General features: G+C 74.7%; 14 protein-coding genes. 9 read left to right on the forward strand and 5 right to left on the reverse strand.

From position 1 onward, the window contains the following. Window positions 1–14 precede the first annotated feature (14 nt). Entirely contained in the window at window positions 15–983 is a 969-nt protein-coding gene (locus K353_RS26435) for a hypothetical protein (protein ID WP_111556038.1), read from the forward strand. A 70-nt stretch (window positions 984–1,053) separates the two neighbouring features. Here K353_RS26435 and K353_RS26440 read toward each other — a convergent pair whose 3' ends face one another. Then, complete coding sequence (locus tag K353_RS26440; protein WP_111556039.1) at window positions 1,054–2,451, reverse strand: cation:dicarboxylate symporter family transporter; 1,398 nt, start codon at window positions 2,449–2,451, stop codon at window positions 1,054–1,056. Between the two features lie 242 nt (window positions 2,452–2,693). Between K353_RS26440 and K353_RS26445 the strand changes: the two genes are divergently transcribed. Continuing rightward, window positions 2,694–4,406: an ATP-binding protein gene (locus K353_RS26445; RefSeq protein WP_111556040.1), complete on the forward strand. Its 1,713-nt coding sequence runs from the start codon at window positions 2,694–2,696 to the stop codon at window positions 4,404–4,406. Next, window positions 4,403–5,107, forward strand: coding sequence for a response regulator (locus K353_RS26450; RefSeq protein WP_111556041.1), 705 nt, complete (start codon window positions 4,403–4,405; stop codon window positions 5,105–5,107). Before K353_RS26445 ends, K353_RS26450 begins: the two co-directional genes overlap by 4 nt. A gap of 29 nt (window positions 5,108–5,136) precedes the next feature. Here the strand turns inward: K353_RS26450 and K353_RS26455 are convergent, their stop codons facing one another. Continuing rightward, entirely contained in the window at window positions 5,137–5,760 is a 624-nt protein-coding gene (locus tag K353_RS26455; protein WP_111556042.1) for a class I SAM-dependent methyltransferase, read from the reverse strand. A 229-nt stretch (window positions 5,761–5,989) separates the two neighbouring features. Here K353_RS26455 and K353_RS26460 point away from each other — a divergent pair, with 229 nt between their 5' ends. From K353_RS26460 to K353_RS26470, 3 genes are all read left to right on the forward strand, one after another. After that, window positions 5,990–7,360, forward strand: coding sequence for a diaminobutyrate--2-oxoglutarate transaminase family protein (locus K353_RS26460; RefSeq protein WP_111556043.1), 1,371 nt, complete (start codon window positions 5,990–5,992; stop codon window positions 7,358–7,360). A gap of 67 nt (window positions 7,361–7,427) precedes the next feature. Beyond that, a complete protein-coding gene (locus K353_RS26465; RefSeq protein ID WP_111556044.1) occupies window positions 7,428–8,921 on the forward strand; it encodes a pyridoxal-dependent decarboxylase in 1,494 nt (497 codons plus the stop codon). 186 nt (window positions 8,922–9,107) lie between these two features. Then, complete coding sequence (locus tag K353_RS26470) at window positions 9,108–9,467, forward strand: hypothetical protein (RefSeq protein ID WP_146616575.1); 360 nt, start codon at window positions 9,108–9,110, stop codon at window positions 9,465–9,467. 190 nt (window positions 9,468–9,657) lie between these two features. On the opposite strand, the gene K353_RS26475 is transcribed toward K353_RS26470, so the two are convergent. From K353_RS26475 to K353_RS26485, 3 genes are read right to left on the reverse strand one after another with little or no spacing between them, the layout of a single operon-like run. Further along, complete coding sequence (locus K353_RS26475; RefSeq protein WP_111556046.1) at window positions 9,658–10,509, reverse strand: helix-turn-helix transcriptional regulator; 852 nt, start codon at window positions 10,507–10,509, stop codon at window positions 9,658–9,660. Between the two features lie 27 nt (window positions 10,510–10,536). Then, complete coding sequence (locus tag K353_RS26480; RefSeq protein ID WP_111556047.1) at window positions 10,537–11,061, reverse strand: DUF6879 family protein; 525 nt, start codon at window positions 11,059–11,061, stop codon at window positions 10,537–10,539. Then, complete coding sequence (locus K353_RS26485; protein WP_111556048.1) at window positions 11,033–11,275, reverse strand: hypothetical protein; 243 nt, start codon at window positions 11,273–11,275, stop codon at window positions 11,033–11,035. The genes K353_RS26480 and K353_RS26485 overlap by 29 nt, the downstream gene beginning before the upstream one ends. A gap of 333 nt (window positions 11,276–11,608) precedes the next feature. Between K353_RS26485 and tgmA the strand changes: the two genes are divergently transcribed. The 3 genes from tgmA to tgmC are packed head-to-tail and all read left to right on the forward strand — an operon-like array spanning window position 11,609 to window position 13,988. Next, the gene (gene tgmA, locus K353_RS26490) at window positions 11,609–11,857 is read left to right on the forward strand and encodes a putative ATP-grasp-modified RiPP (protein WP_111556049.1); all 249 of its coding nucleotides are present in this window, start codon (window positions 11,609–11,611) and stop codon (window positions 11,855–11,857) included. Window positions 11,858–11,862: 5 nt separating this feature from the next. Then, window positions 11,863–12,819 carry an ATP-grasp ribosomal peptide maturase gene (gene tgmB, locus K353_RS26495; RefSeq protein ID WP_111556084.1) on the forward strand — a complete coding sequence of 319 codons (957 nt, stop codon included), beginning with the start codon at window positions 11,863–11,865 and terminating at the stop codon, window positions 12,817–12,819. Continuing rightward, window positions 12,816–13,988, forward strand: coding sequence for an ATP-grasp peptide maturase system methyltransferase (gene tgmC / locus K353_RS26500; protein WP_233533848.1), 1,173 nt, complete (start codon window positions 12,816–12,818; stop codon window positions 13,986–13,988). Before tgmB ends, tgmC begins: the two co-directional genes overlap by 4 nt. Window positions 13,989–14,064 lie beyond the last annotated feature (76 nt).

A 14,064-nucleotide genomic window follows, 5' to 3' on the forward strand; every position in this document is an offset into this window, starting at 1 on the left:
CGTACATTGAGCGGATGATCGTGGAGAACGGGCCGGGGCCCGCGCGGCCGGAGCGCTACGGGTGGGGCCCGTCCGGGCGGCGGCTCGCCGAACAGGGCCGCTGGGACGAGCTGCTGGAGCGCTTCCGGCTGGCCCGGGCGCTCGGCGACCCGCTCTCCGGGCCGCTCGGCCACCTGGTCGCGTACGGCGCGCCCGCCGCCCTCGCCGCCCGGCTGTTCGACCCCGACGGCGGGCCCGGCGCCCCCGCGACCGCCGCCGACCACGACGCCGGACCGCTCTGGGAGGTGCTGGCCACCCGCCACCCCCGGTCCGTCCTGGACGCCCTCCCGCTGCCGCCCGCGATCCGCCGCCTGGCCGCACACACCCGCGCCCTGCTCGGCGAGGACCCCGGCGACGACACCCCGGACGAGACCGGGGTCCCGTACCGGCTCCAGCCCTGGGAGGAGGGCGGCTGGGAGCGTGACACCCGGGTCCGCGAGTACCTGCCCGGCGGCGGCGCCCGGCGCGCCCTGCACCTGGCCCCGCCCACCCGGGAAGGGCTCGCCGTCCTCGAACTCCCCAACCCCGGTGCCCGGTTGACCGGTCTTACGGCCACCGAGGCGCTCGCCGCCCTGGCCGGCTGGACCACCGCCGTCTGCGTCCGGGGCCGCGCCGCCGACGCCGCCGCCCAACTCGCCGGCGGCCCCGAGGTCACCGGCGGCCGGCTCCCGTTCGCCGCCCTCTACCCCGCCCTGGTCCACCTCGCCTCCGCCCGCCCGGACCGCGGCACCGCCCAGGGCCGCCTCGCCGTCTGGCGGCTGCTCACCGCGATGGACGGCGCCACCGCCCCCGCCCGCCCCCGCGCCGAAGCCCTGGTCGCCCGCCTCCACTGCCTCGCCTGGACCGAGCCCGCCGACGACCTCCGCCACCTCCACCTCGCCCTGGAGGACCCCGCCACCGGCCTCGCCTGGGCCCTCTCCGGCACCACCCCCGACCCGGTCTGACCGCGCCCGACCGGGCCTGACCTCGCCCGAGCGGGCCTGACCGGGCCTCAGGGCCCGTCCGTGCTCCGGCTCAGGCGCCGGTGACGGGCTGCTGCGCGGAGGGGTTCGGCGACTGCGCGGGCAGGTCGGCGGGCGCGGGGACGGCGGTGGGCTCGGGCTCGGCGGTGGTGGTCTCGTCGTAGGGGAGTGCGCCGGAGAGGACGGCGGTCAGCCGGGTGCGGTCGAGTTCGCCCGTCCAGTGGCCGATCAGGACGGTGGCGACCGCGTTGCCCGCGAAGTTGGTGAGCGCACGGGCCTCGGACATGAAGCGGTCGATGCCGACGATCAGGCCGACGCCGTCGACGAGTTCCGGCTTGTGCGACTGGAGGCCGCCGGCCAGCGTGGCCAGGCCCGCGCCGGTCACGCCCGCCGCGCCCTTGGAGGCGAGCACCATGAACAGCAGCAGGGAGAGCTGCTCGCCCAGCGACATCGGCCTGTCCATCGCCTCCGAGACGAAGATCGACGCCATGGTGAGGTAGATCGCGGTGCCGTCCAGGTTGAAGCTGTAGCCGGTGGGCACCGTGATGCCGACCACCGGGCGGCTCACCCCGAGGTGCTCCATCTTGGCGATCAGCCGCGGCAGCGCGCTCTCCGAGGAGGACGTCGACAGGATCAGCAGGAACTCCCGGCCGAGGTAGCGCAGCAGGGCGAACACGTTCACCCCGGCGGCCAGCCGCAGCAGCAGGCCCAGCACCACGACCACGAACAGCGCGCAGGTGGCGTAGAAGCCGACCATGATCACCGCGAGGCTCTTCAGCGCGGCGGCGCCGGTCGCCCCGACCACCGCCGCCATCGCGCCGAACGCGCCGACCGGCGCCACCCACATGATCATCGACATCACCTTGAACACCAGCTTCTGCAGGTGCTCCACCCCGCGCAGCACCGGCGCCCCGGCCGCGCCCAGCCCCTGCAGCGCGAACCCGACCAGCAGCGCCACCAGCAGGGTCTGCAGCACCTGGCCCGCGGTCAGCGCCGAGACCAGGGTGGTCGGGATGATCCCGAGCAGGAAGTCGGTGGTAGACTCCGCGCCCGCCGCGGCCTGCGCGTGGCCCGACTTGGCCAGCGCCGCCGTCAGGTGCAGGCCGCTGCCCGGCTCCAGCAGGTTGCCCACCAGCAGACCGATGCCCAGCGCGACCGTCGAGGTCAGCAGGAAGTACCCGAGCGCCAGACCGCCGACCCGGCCGACCTTCGCCGCCTTGGTCACCGAGCCCACGCCCAGCACGATCGTGCAGAAGATCACCGGGGAGATCATCATCTTGATCAGGTTGACGAACCCGGTGCCGACCGGCTTCCACTCCACCGCGAACCCCGGCGCCGCCAACCCGACCACCACGCCCGCGACCACCGCGGCGATCACCGCCAGGTACAGGTAGGGGGTGCGGTCGGCCCTTCTCGCGCCGGACGGTGCTCCGTGCTGGGTCGGCTCCATGTTCGCGGCTCCTCCGCCGTAGGCTCGGTCCACGCCCCGGGGGAGGGCGCCCGGCCCGTGGGTGGCGGGCCGCGCACGACTATCCGGCCGGGCCGCGACCGGAGCACGCTTGCGTTCATACTGTTCACGCCACGGGGTCACGGCCACCGTCGCCGCCACGGCCACCGCCACCGCCGCCGCCCGCGAACGGCCGTCCGCGAAGGGCCTTCGGCCCACCGGCCCCGGCGTGCACACTGGTCGGCATGCACCCGACCAGCAGCCCGCCGCCGTCCCGCCGCCGGCGCAGCCTGGCCGGCCGGCTGCTCGCCGTCCAGGTCGTGATCGTCGCGGCCGTGGTCGCGGGCGGCGCCGTCCTGGCCTACCTGTTCACCGCCCAGCGCGCCGAGGACGCCGCCCTCCGGCAGGCCACCGCCGTCGCCCTCGCGGTCGCCGACACCCCCACCGTCCGGGAGGCCGCCGTCCGGCCCGACCACAGCACCGTCCTGCAGCCCTACGCCGAGCAGGTCCGGGCCGACACCGGCGTCGACTTCGTCACCGTCATGGCCCCGGACGGCATCCGCTGGACCCACCCCGACCCCGGCCGGATCGGCCTGCCCTTCCTCGGCCACACCGACCGGGCCCGGGCCGGCCGCACCCAGCACGAGACGTACACCGGCACCCTCGGCCCGTCCGTCCGGGTCGTCACCCCCGTCCTCGACCAGCGGCACCGGGTGGTCGCCCTGGTCAGCGCGGGCATCACCGTCGACAACATCACCGCCCGGCTGCGCACCCCGCTGCTCGCCCTGACCGGTGTCGCCGCCGCCGCGCTCGCCCTCGGCGCCGCCGCCAGCTACCTGCTCGCCGCCCGGCTGCGCCGGCACACCCACGGCATGGACGCCGAACAGCTCGCGCACCTGTACGACTACCACCAGGCGACGTTGCACTCCGTCCGCGAGGGACTGCTGCTGCTCGACCGCGACCACCGCGTCCTGCTGTGCAACGACGCCGCCCGCGAACTCCTCCAACCGGCCGGTCCGCCAGAGAATGTGACGGTTCGTCAGCTCGATCTGCCGGAGTCGCTCACTCGCGCGCTGGAGAGCGCCGAGCCGGTCCGGGACGAGGTGCACCTGACCGCCGAGCACGTCGTGCTGCTCAACACCTCCCCGGTCGGGCCCGGCCTCGGCACCGTGGTCACCCTCCGCGACCACACCGAACTCCAGGGTCTCACCGGCGAGTTGGACAACGTCCGGGGGATCGCCGCGGCCCTCGACGCGCAGGCCCACGAGGCCGCCAACCGGCTGCACGCCGTGGTCTCGCTGATCGAACTCGGCCGCCACCGCGAGGCGGTGGAGTTCGCCACCGCCGAACTCGCCCTCGCCCAGCGGCTCACCGACCAGGTCGTCGGCGCCGTCGGCGAACCCGTGCTCGCCGCCCTGCTGCTCGGCAAGGCCGCCCAGGCCGCCGAACGCGGTGTCGACCTGCACCTCACCGAGGACAGCCGGATCGACGACGGCGTGCTGCCCGACCGGCTCACCCCGCGCGACCTGGTCACCCTGCTCGGCAACCTGATCGACAACGCCATGGACGCCGCCGTCGAGAACGCCGCCCACGCCGCCCCCGAAGTCCGGGTCACCGCCCGCACCGACCACGGCCACCTGCTGCTGCGGGTCGCCGACAGCGGCCCCGGCGTCGACCCCGCCGCCGCCGAGGACGTCTTCCGGCGCGGCTGGACCACCAAGCAGCACGGCCGCGGCCTCGGCCTCGCGCTGGTCGCCCAGACCGCCCGCCGCAACGGCGGCGACGTCCGGCTCGGCGGCCGACCCGAGGACGGTCCCGGCGGCGCACCCGAGGGCGGTCCCGGCGGGAGCGGCGCACCCGAGGGCGGCCCCGGCGGGAACGGGGAGCGCGGCGCCGTGCTCACCGTCCGGCTCCCGCTGCACCTGCCGGCCCGGCGCGAGGCGGTGGAGGCCCGGTGACCGGACGGCCGATCCGCGTCCTGGTGGTCGAGGACGACCCGGTCGCCGCCGACGCCCACGCCCGCTACACCGCCCGCACCCCCGGCTTCGCGGTCGCCGCCGTCGCCCGCTCCCGGGCCGAGGCAGTCCGCGCCCTGGAGCGGGCCCGCACCGCCGGCGCCCCCGTCGACCTGGTCCTCCTCGACCTCTACCTGCCCGACGGGCACGGCCTGCAGCTGTGCGCCGCGCTGCGCGCCGCGGGCCACGGCGCAGACGTCATCGCCGTCACCTCCGCCCGCGACCTCGCCATGGTCCGGCAGGCCGTCAGCGCGGGCGTCGTCCAGTACCTGCTGAAGCCCTTCGGCGCCGCCGCCCTGGGCGACCGCCTGCGCCGGTACGCCCGCTACCGGGCCAACCTCGACCGGCCCGGCCAGGCGCTCGGCCAGGACGAGGTGGACCGGGCGCTGGCGCTGCTGCGCGGCAGCGACCGCAGCAGCCTCCCCAAGGGCCTGTCCGCCGACACCCTCGGCACCGTCGCCGCCGCGCTGCGCGCCGCCCCCGACGGCCTCTCGGCCGGGACCGCGGGCGAGGCCGCCGGCGTCTCCCGGATCACCGCCCGCCGCTACCTCGAACACCTGGTCGCCACCGGCCGCGCCACCCGCGAGCCCCGCTACGGCCGGGTCGGCCGCCCCGAGCTGGGCTACCGCTGGAGCGGCGGCTGAGGCGCCCCTCCGCTGCCCCGCCCGGTGGTTCAGGCGCGCTCGGCGAGGACCAGGTAGCGGGTCGGCTCGTCGGCGTAGGAGAGCGGGGCCCAGCCGTTGGCGGCGAGCAGCGGGAAGAGGTGTTCGCGGGCGCGCAGGTCGTCGGGGGTGAGCGGGCGGCCCTTGCGGGCGGCCAGCGCGGCCCGGCCGAGCGGGTGGAAGAGCGCGAGCCGGCCGCCGGGGCGGGTGACCCGGGCGAGTTCGCGCAGGCCGGCGGCGGGGCCGGGCAGGTGGGAGACCAGCCCCGCGCCGAACACCAGGTCGGCGACCGCGTCGGGCAGCGGCAGCCGGGTGCAGTCGGCCAGCACCAGGGCGGCGTCCGCGCGGTGGGCGCGGGCCCGGTCGAGCATCTCGGGCGTCAGGTCGACGCCCAGGACGGTGCCGTCCGGGCCGACGGCGGCCCGCAGCAGCGGGAGGGCGCGGCCGGTGCCGCAGCCCGCGTCCACCGCGAACTGCCCCGGGGCCAGGCCGCTGTCGGCGATCGCGGCGGCGTAGCGCGGGCTGTCGTCCGGGTAGGTGCTGTCCCAGCGGGCGGCGCGTTCGGCGAAGAAGGCGCGGGTCTCGGCCAGTTCGCGGGCGTGGGCGGCGGACGGCGGGAGCGGCGAAGTGTCCATGGACGGGAGGGTACTTGGGCGGGGGAGCGGTCGGGCGGCGGCCGTGACCCGGGGCGCTCCGGCTCGTTGGAGGGGCGGGGGGTCCGTCGGGGTGTCCAGCGGTGCCCGGCCGGGGGGAGCCGGGCTGTCGCGCTCACCCGGACGGGTGATCAAAGGGCCCGGCGGCGGCGAGCGCCGACTCCCCGGAGATAAAGTTAGGCTTACCTAACTTCCCAAGGGAGCTCCTGCTGTGACCCTCACCGTCGGCACCCCCGCCGCACCGGCCGGCGACGCGATCCTGCGCCGCCAGCGCATCCGCGAATCGGCCGCCCGCACCTACGCCCGGTCCTTCCCGATCGTCCCGGTGCGCGCGAACGGCATGACGGTGGAGGGCGCCGACGGACGCCGCTACCTCGACTGCCTCTCCGGCGCCGGCACCCTCGCGCTCGGCCACAACCACCCGGTGGTGCTCGACGCGATCCGCCGCACCCTCGACAGCGGCGCCCCCCTGCACCTGCTCGACCTCGCCACCGCCGAGAAGGACGACTTCACCACCGCCCTGCTGGAGAGCCTCCCGGAGAAGTTCGCCGCCCGGTCCCGGGTGCACTTCTGCGGCCCGGCCGGCACCGACGCCGTCGAGGCCGCCCTCAAGCTGATGCAGACCGCCACCGGCCGGCGCGGCGCCCTCGCCTTCACCGGCGCCTACCACGGCATGACCGCCGGCGCCCTCGCCGTCACCGGCAACACCGCCGTCAAGGCCCCGCTGCCCAGCGGCGGCGAGGTCACCCGGCTGCCCTACCCCTACGCCTACCGCTGCCCGTTCGGCATCGGCGGCGAACGCGGCGCCGAACTCGCCGCCGCCTACACCGAGCGCCTGCTGGACGACCCGGCCGGGGGCGTGCTGCCGCCCGCCGCGATGATCCTGGAGGCCGTCCAGGGCGAGGGCGGCGTCGTCCCCGCCCCCGACGCCTGGCTGCGCGAGATGCGCCGGATCACCGCCGAACGCGGCATCCCGCTGATCCTGGACGAGGTGCAGACCGGCGTCGGCCGCACCGGACGGATGTGGGCCGTCGAGCACAGCGGCATCGAACCCGACGCGATGGTGCTCTCCAAGGCCATCGGCGGCAGCCTCCCGCTCGCCGTCGTGGTCTACCGCGACGAGTACGACGGCTGGCAGCCCGGCGCCCACACCGGCACCTTCCGCGGCAACACCCTGGCGATGGCGGCCGGCGCCGCCACCCTCCGGTACGTGGCCGCCAACGGCCTGGTCGCCCGGGCCGAGACCGTCGGCGCCCGGATCGCCGCCCGCCTCGACGGCGCCCGCGACCGCCTCCCGGTGATCGGCGACGTCCGCGGCCGCGGCCTGATGCTCGGCGTCGAACTCGTCGACCCCGCGGGCACCCCCGACAGCTGCGGCGCCCACCCCGCCGACCCGCGCCTCGCCGTCCGGGTCCGCGAAGCCTGCCTCGCCCGCGGCCTGATCGTCGAACTCGGCGGCCGCCACGACGCCGTCCTGCGGCTGCTGCCCCCGCTCACCATCACCGACGAGCAGGCCGAGGCCGTCCTCGAACGGCTCTGCGCGGCGATCGAGTCCGCGATGCGGCAGCCGGGCGACAAGTGACATCCAGGACACCGGACGTGACGGAGCGTCATATCAACCCTCGGGCAGGAAGGTTGGCGGGCAGGGCATGAGCGGGACGACCGAACTCTCCGGCGGGACGACCGAACCCTCCGGCGGGTGCGCCGAACTCTCCGGCGGAACCGCCGGGCCGGCGGCCCTGCGGCCGCTGATCGACGAGGTGCTGGCCGGGCTCGCGGCCGGCGCGGCGCGGCGCGGCGGGCCGATCGCCCCCGGGGCGCCGGAGCAGATCGCGACGGTCGTCCGGGAGGCGCTGGCCGGGGCCCGGGGGCCGTCCGCGCTGGGCGAGTTGGCGCACCTGCTGGCCTACGGCGCCGCCGACCCGGCCGACCCCGGGTGCGCCGCGCACCTGCACTGCCCGCCGCTGGCCGTCGCGGTCGCCGCGGACCTCGCCGTCAGCGCGCTCAACCCGTCCCAGGACTCCTGGGACCAGGCCCCCGCCGCGACCGCGCTGGAGAGCGAACTGCTCGCCGAACTCGCCGCCTCGGTCGGCTTCCACCCCGACCGGGCGGCCGGGGTGCTGACCACCGGCGGCACCGAGTCCAACCTGATGGGCCTGATGCTGGCCCGCGACCAACGCCTCGGCCCCGACGTCGAGTTGAACGGCCTGCCGGCCGGGGTCCGCCCCCGCATCCTGGCCTCCGAAGCCGCGCACTTCTCCGTCCAGCGCGCCGCCGCCCTGCTCGGCCTCGGCGAACGCGCCGTCCGCACCGTCCGGGTCGACCGCCAACTGCGGATGGATCCGGACGCGTTGGCCGACGCCTTCGCCGAAGCGGACCGGGAGGGCGCCACCCCCCTCGCGGTGGTCGCCACCGCCGGCACCACCGACACCGGCGCGATCGACCCGCTCCCCGCCATCGCCGACCTCGCCGCCCGCCACGGCACCTGGCTGCACGTCGACGCGGCCTACGGCGGCGGCGCCCTCTTCTCCGAACGCCTCGCCCCCCTCCTCGACGGCATCGACCGGGCCGACTCGGTCTCCCTCGACTGGCACAAACTCGGCTGGCAACCCGCCGCCGCCGGCGTCTTCCTGGCCCGCGAGGCCCGCACCTACGCCTCGCTCGCCCGCCGCGCGGTCTACCTCAACCCCGCCGACGACGAGGAAGCCGGCTACCCCAGCCTGCTCGGCCAGTCCCTGCGCACCACCCGCCGCCCCGACGCCTTCAAACTCGCCGTCACCCTCCGCGTCCTCGGCCGGGAAGGACTCGGCGCCCTGGTCGACCGCTGCCACCGGAGCGCCCTACGGGCAGCCGAACTCATCCGCACCACAACCGAGTTGGAACTCCACTGCGACCCGGTCCTGACCACCGTGGTCTTCCGCTACCTCCCCCCCGACCCGGCGGACAGCGACCGGATCAACGCCCAACTCCGCCGCGACCTCCTCCGCACCGGCCGAGCCGTGATCGGCCGCACCGAAATCCCCGGCCACGGCCCGGGCCGAATCCGCCTCAAACTGACCCTGCTCAACCCCCGCACCACCGAGACCGACCTGACCGCCCTCCTGCACACGGTGATCGACGCCGGCGCCGAGATCCACGGCTAGCCCCCCGGCCGGGACGGCTCGCCCCGCGACGCGGCGTACCCTCCGGGTCGCAGCACGGGGTGCGCGGGCCGCGTCGCCGCACAGCGGCCGGGACGCTCGATCGCCCGGACGGGCCCCGGGCCTGTCCCGGACCCGCGTTCGCAGCACCGTGGGCCGGTGGATGAGAGGCAGGCCCCGACGCCGGGGATGACGATCAGCGTTCGGACGCGCCAGGACGTGGTGGTCGTCGATCCGGAGCGCTTCCTCGCTTCGGCCCGCGCGGCGTACCGCGAAACCTCCCCCGAGATCACCGAGGAGCGGGCAGCCGAGGACATCCGCGACGTCCACGACGCCGTGTGGGCCCTGCTGGACCGCTTCGGCCGCCTCGCAGCCGACGCGCCGGCGTCCGCCGCGCTCCCCGGCCAACAGGTTCCGGACCGCCCGGACGGTCTCTCACCTGCGGGCGAGCACCAGCGGATCGTGCTGAACGATCCGCGGCCCCTGCAGGACTACGGCTGCTTCCTGCCCGAGGAGTACGACCCGTTCGCCATCCCGCCGAGCGCGTGACGTCGGCCGGTTCGTGTCCGTCGACTCCACCACCGTCCGCGCCCACCGGCACGCCGCCGGCGGCGAAAAGGGGGGGGCGGGAACGAAACGGCGGATCGCGCCCGCGGCGGACCGAGTGCCGAAATCCATCTCGCCTGCGGCGTGCGGGGCCGGCCGCCGGCAGCGCGCCCGCCTCACAGGGCCGTGGTTCTCATCCGAGGGCGTCGATCGCGGTGGTGATCAGCGTGCGGGCAGCGGCGCCGTGGACCGCGAGACCCGCGAACCGGGCGAACACCTGCATGTACAGGGCGACATCGGTGGGAGCGGTGACCGTGACCTGTGCCGACAACAGCTCCGTGCCGGCCTGTCGGTCGTCGAAGACGTTGAAGGACTCGGTGGGCCACACGGTGCGAGCCGCGGTGAACGGGATGATCCCCAGAGACACGGACGGCAACGACATCACGGTCAGCAGGTGGCCGAGTTGCCCGGCCATCACCGCCTCGTCTCCCACCCGGTAGCGCAGCACGGACTCCTCGAGAACGACGACGAGGCGGCGCCCACCGTCGAAGACGATCCGGGAGCGTGCGAGACGGGCGTCGACGGCGTCCGACACGTCGTCAGGAGTCCGGCGTACATCGGCCACCATCCGCAGGAGCGCGCCGGCGTAGCCCTTCGTCTGCAGGGCACCGGGGACCACCCGGGAGGAGTAGGCGTGGAAGCGGCTGGTGCGCACGTACAGGGGCACCCGGGCTTGCTGCGCGTGGCGCAGCCCGGTGCGGGTGATCCGTCGCCATTCGACGTACAGGCTGTCCGCCGCCCGGTTGGCGGCGACCAGGTCCTCGGCCTGACGGTCGTCGGCGCCGCAGGCGTGGCACCACGTCCGGATGTCCGCGTCCGAGATCGGTGCCCTGGCATTGAGGATGCGGGAGGTCTTGGCGTGGTGCCAGCCGCAGAGCACCGACAGTTCCCCTCCCTTCAGACCGGCGTCGCGCATCAGCTCGCCGAGGCGGCCGGCGAGGGCGGCGCGGGCCGCCTGGGCGTTGGAGGACGGGGAGGTCGACATCGTTTGCGCCGTACGGATTCGGGCCGGTCAGACGGTGAACTTCTCGTGCGGTACGGCCCGCTCCCAGACCACTTCGAACGCGGCGGCGCACAGCCGCGCCACCGCCGGGTCTGCGCTGAACGACGGACCGGCGCTCTCTCCGTCACCGGTGAAGTGGTTGAACCTCACCAACGTGCCGTCGAACAGCCAGAAGTCGTTGCCCGGCAGGGGAATGTCCGATGTCTCGCGACGGTCCAGCCATCGGACCTGCTCGCCGGCGGCGATGTTGGTGAAGGTCCCGGAGTGCTCGAACCGGATGTACTCCGACACCGGCGTGGACACGATCCGGGCGCGGCGGATCTCGACGCCCCGCCCGAGGGTCTCCTGGACCGTCGACAGCCACGGGCGCCACCAGGAGGCCCGGTCCGCCGGGTCGTGCCGGAAGCCGTCGCGCCAAGCCGCGAACGCCTCCACTTCCTTGGCCACGCTGTAGCCGTCCCGCATCTCCAGGTGGACCGCCGTGGAACGCGTCGCGGCCAACTGCTCAGCGAACGTGGGTACCTTCGGCTTCATCGCATGCCTTCCTCAAGATCGCCACCATGCGGGCCGGGAGCCGAACCACATCCTCCGTGTCGGGGATGCTTCCGATCTCCAGGCACCTGGCGCGCAGCTCGTCGTCGGCCTTCCAGCCCTGCACGACGATCTCGTCAGCTTCGTCGTCGTACCAGACCGTCGGGCACTCGTCGTCCCCCGTGTTGGGGTCGATCCCGATGAGCCGCAGTGCCATGCCAACTCCCCTCTACAAGAGGTTTGCGCGGTTTTGCAAGACGATTCCCCAGCGAGTCGCCACCGTCAAGAGGGCCGGCGGTCGCGTCTCCGGACGGCAGGTTCGCCGCCCGGAGACGGACGGGACCGGTTCGATCAAGGGGGTACATGCTTTCGGACGGTTGGGGCGGCCCGACGGTTGGAGCGCAAATTCCCGCACATTCCTGGCACCGTCCGCGGTCACCTCACTACGGTCGATCACAGCTTGCGGGACGGTCGGAAGAACGGCATCCACGTACACCGCGGTATCCGCCGCCCCGCACCGGCGCACCACGAATGAACGAGGAAGGAAGCGATGACCACGACCACGCTCCGGCCCTGGGGCCTGAACAGGCTGCGCCCCTACCCGTCGGTGACCGTCGAGCCGTACGCCACCGTCACCCTCGACCCGCTCACCCAGACCGGCGTCTTCCTCGACCAAGGCGGCGACGCCGTGGAGATGGGCAAGCACGGCACCTCCCGGGGGACCGAGACCAGGCCCGAATCCACCAACCAGGACAGCAAGAACGACACCGACCACGACCAGGACACCGAACAGGACTGATGACGATGACGGGCGCGGGACCGGTGGCCGTCGCCACCGCGGCGGACGACATGACCGCCGACACGGTGATCACCGAACTCAACCGGCGCGGCACGGAGGTGATCCGCTTCAACCCCGCCGACCTCGGAACCGACCTGCTGGTCTCCGCCCGCTTCGGCAGCCGTCCGACCGGACCGGCCGGGCAGTTGCGCACACCCTCGCGAAGCGCCGACCTCACGGGCATCCGCTCCCTGTACTGGCGCCGCCCCGACTGGCCGGCGTTCGACCACCTCGATCCGGCCGACGCCCGCTTCGCCGCCGCCCAGACCCGCTTCGGCCTGGGCGGCACCCTCTACTCCCTGCCGAACTGCCTATTCGTCAACCACCCCCTCCGCAACCGCGCCGCCGAGCACAAGCCCCTCCAACTCGCCGCCGCCCAGCGCCTCGGCCTCACCGTCCCCCCGACACTGGTCACCAACGACCACCACGACGCACGCGAGTTCATCACCGCTCACGACCAGGTCGTCTTCAAGACGCTGCGCTGGACGCCCTACCAGAAGGACGGCGTCGGCATGACGACCTGGACCGAGCCGGTGACCGCCGGCGAGATCGACGAGCGGATCACGGTCGTCCCGCACCTGTTCCAGGCCCGCGTCGACAAGACCGCCGACATCCGCGTCATCGTCGCCGGCACCCGGGTGTTCGCCGTCCGCATCGACTCCGACCTGCTCGACTGGCGCCTGGACTACAGCACGCTGGCCTACCGCCCCCTCACCCTGCCGAGCGCCCTGGAGAAGGCACTCCTCGCCTTCCTGGAGGACTTCCACCTCGTCTCGGGCTCCTTCGACCTCGCCCTCGACCACGACGGCAACCACCACTTCCTGGAGCTCAACCCCAACGGCCAGTGGGGCTGGCTCGAAGACGAGACCGGCCTTCCCCTCACCAGCGCCTTCGCCGACCTGCTCACCCGAGGAGCACCGTGACCACCATCGACACCCGGCCGCACCGCCGCGCCCTCGCCGATCGACTCACCGCAGCCGGCCACCTCACCACGCCCCGCCTGCGCGCGGCCGTCGAAGCCACCCCGAGGGAGCTGTTCCTCCGGCCCGGCGTGTTCCTGCCCACCGACGACCTCCGATGGCGGCCGCTCACCCCGCTCGGCACCGACCCCGCCGAGTGGGCCGACATCGCCTACCGCGACGAATCCCTCGTCACCCAGCTCGACAACCACCTCACCGCCGACCAGGCCGCCGAACCCCTCGCCGGCCTCCCCACCTCCTCCTCCACTACCCCCGCCACCGTCGTCTCCATGATCGAAGCTCTGGAACTCCGCGACGGCCACACCGTCCTGGAGATCTGCACCGGCACCGGATACTCCACCGCACTGCTCTGCCACCTCCTGGGCGAGGACAACGTCACCAGCATCGAAGTCGACCCCGACGTGGCCGCCCGCGCCGACGCCGCCCTCGAACAGACCGGGCACTCCACCTGGACCGTCACCGGCGACGGCCTCCTCGGCCACCCCCGCCGCGCCCCCTACGACAAGGTCGTCGCGACCTGCGCCGTCCGCCGCATCCCCCGCGCCTGGATCCGCCAGACCCGGCCCGGCGGCACCGTCCTGGCCACCGTCGGCTCCTGGTCCTACGGCACCGGCCTGGCCAAGGTCACCGTCAACGACGACGGCACCGCGGAGGGCCGGATCACCGGCCCCAGCTCCTTCATGCCCGTCCGCTCCCAGGCCGATCGCCCCCTGGACGGCGACCTCGCCGCCCGCGCCGCCTACCCGGACACCGAACGCCCCACCTCCCTCGACCCGGCGCTGCTCACCGAGTGGATGCCCGCCTTCCTCACCCAGCTCGCCGCCCCCGGCGCGCAACTGGTCCGCGCCACCACCGCCGACGGCGACACCCGCACCTACCTCTTCGACCCGGCTCGGGAGTCCTTCGCCGAACTGACCGGGGCCGACGGCACCCGGACCGTGCGCCAGGGCGGTCCCGCCGCCCTGTGGGACGCGGTCGAGGACACCCTCACCGCCTGGCAGGAGGCAGGGCAGCCCGCCATCAGCGACGTCCTCCTCCGCATCACGTCCCAGGCGCACACCTACCGGATCGGCGCGAACCCCGAGCTCCGCTGGGAACACCGCACCACCTGACCTCCATCGCGGCGTGCTGGCTTGGCGCCTTCCTGCCCAACGCCTTCACGGACCTCCGTCGGCCGCCCGGGCGGCC

The organism is Kitasatospora sp. SolWspMP-SS2h, from assembly GCF_003259315.1.
Lineage (GTDB): Bacteria > Actinomycetota > Actinomycetes > Streptomycetales > Streptomycetaceae > Kitasatospora > Kitasatospora fiedleri.

Bases quoted from the DNA above. Each gene is read 5' to 3' on its own strand.
- tgmA (WP_111556049.1), top strand. From the start codon at position 11,609: ATGACCACGACCACGCTCCGGCCCTGGGGCCTGAACAGGCTGCGCCCC.
- K353_RS26435 (WP_111556038.1), top strand. From the start codon at position 15: ATGATCGTGGAGAACGGGCCGGGGCCCGCGCGGCCGGAGCGCTACGGG.
- K353_RS26480 (WP_111556047.1), bottom strand. From the start codon at position 11,061: ATGAAGCCGAAGGTACCCACGTTCGCTGAGCAGTTGGCCGCGACGCGT.
- K353_RS26475 (WP_111556046.1), bottom strand. From the start codon at position 10,509: ATGTCGACCTCCCCGTCCTCCAACGCCCAGGCGGCCCGCGCCGCCCTC.
- K353_RS26470 (WP_146616575.1), top strand. From the start codon at position 9,108: ATGACGATCAGCGTTCGGACGCGCCAGGACGTGGTGGTCGTCGATCCG.
- K353_RS26465 (WP_111556044.1), top strand. From the start codon at position 7,428: ATGAGCGGGACGACCGAACTCTCCGGCGGGACGACCGAACCCTCCGGC.
- K353_RS26485 (WP_111556048.1), bottom strand. From the start codon at position 11,275: ATGGCACTGCGGCTCATCGGGATCGACCCCAACACGGGGGACGACGAG.
- K353_RS26455 (WP_111556042.1), bottom strand. From the start codon at position 5,760: ATGGACACTTCGCCGCTCCCGCCGTCCGCCGCCCACGCCCGCGAACTG.
- tgmB (WP_111556084.1), top strand. From the start codon at position 11,863: ATGACGGGCGCGGGACCGGTGGCCGTCGCCACCGCGGCGGACGACATG.
- K353_RS26445 (WP_111556040.1), top strand. From the start codon at position 2,694: ATGCACCCGACCAGCAGCCCGCCGCCGTCCCGCCGCCGGCGCAGCCTG.
- K353_RS26440 (WP_111556039.1), bottom strand. From the start codon at position 2,451: ATGGAGCCGACCCAGCACGGAGCACCGTCCGGCGCGAGAAGGGCCGAC.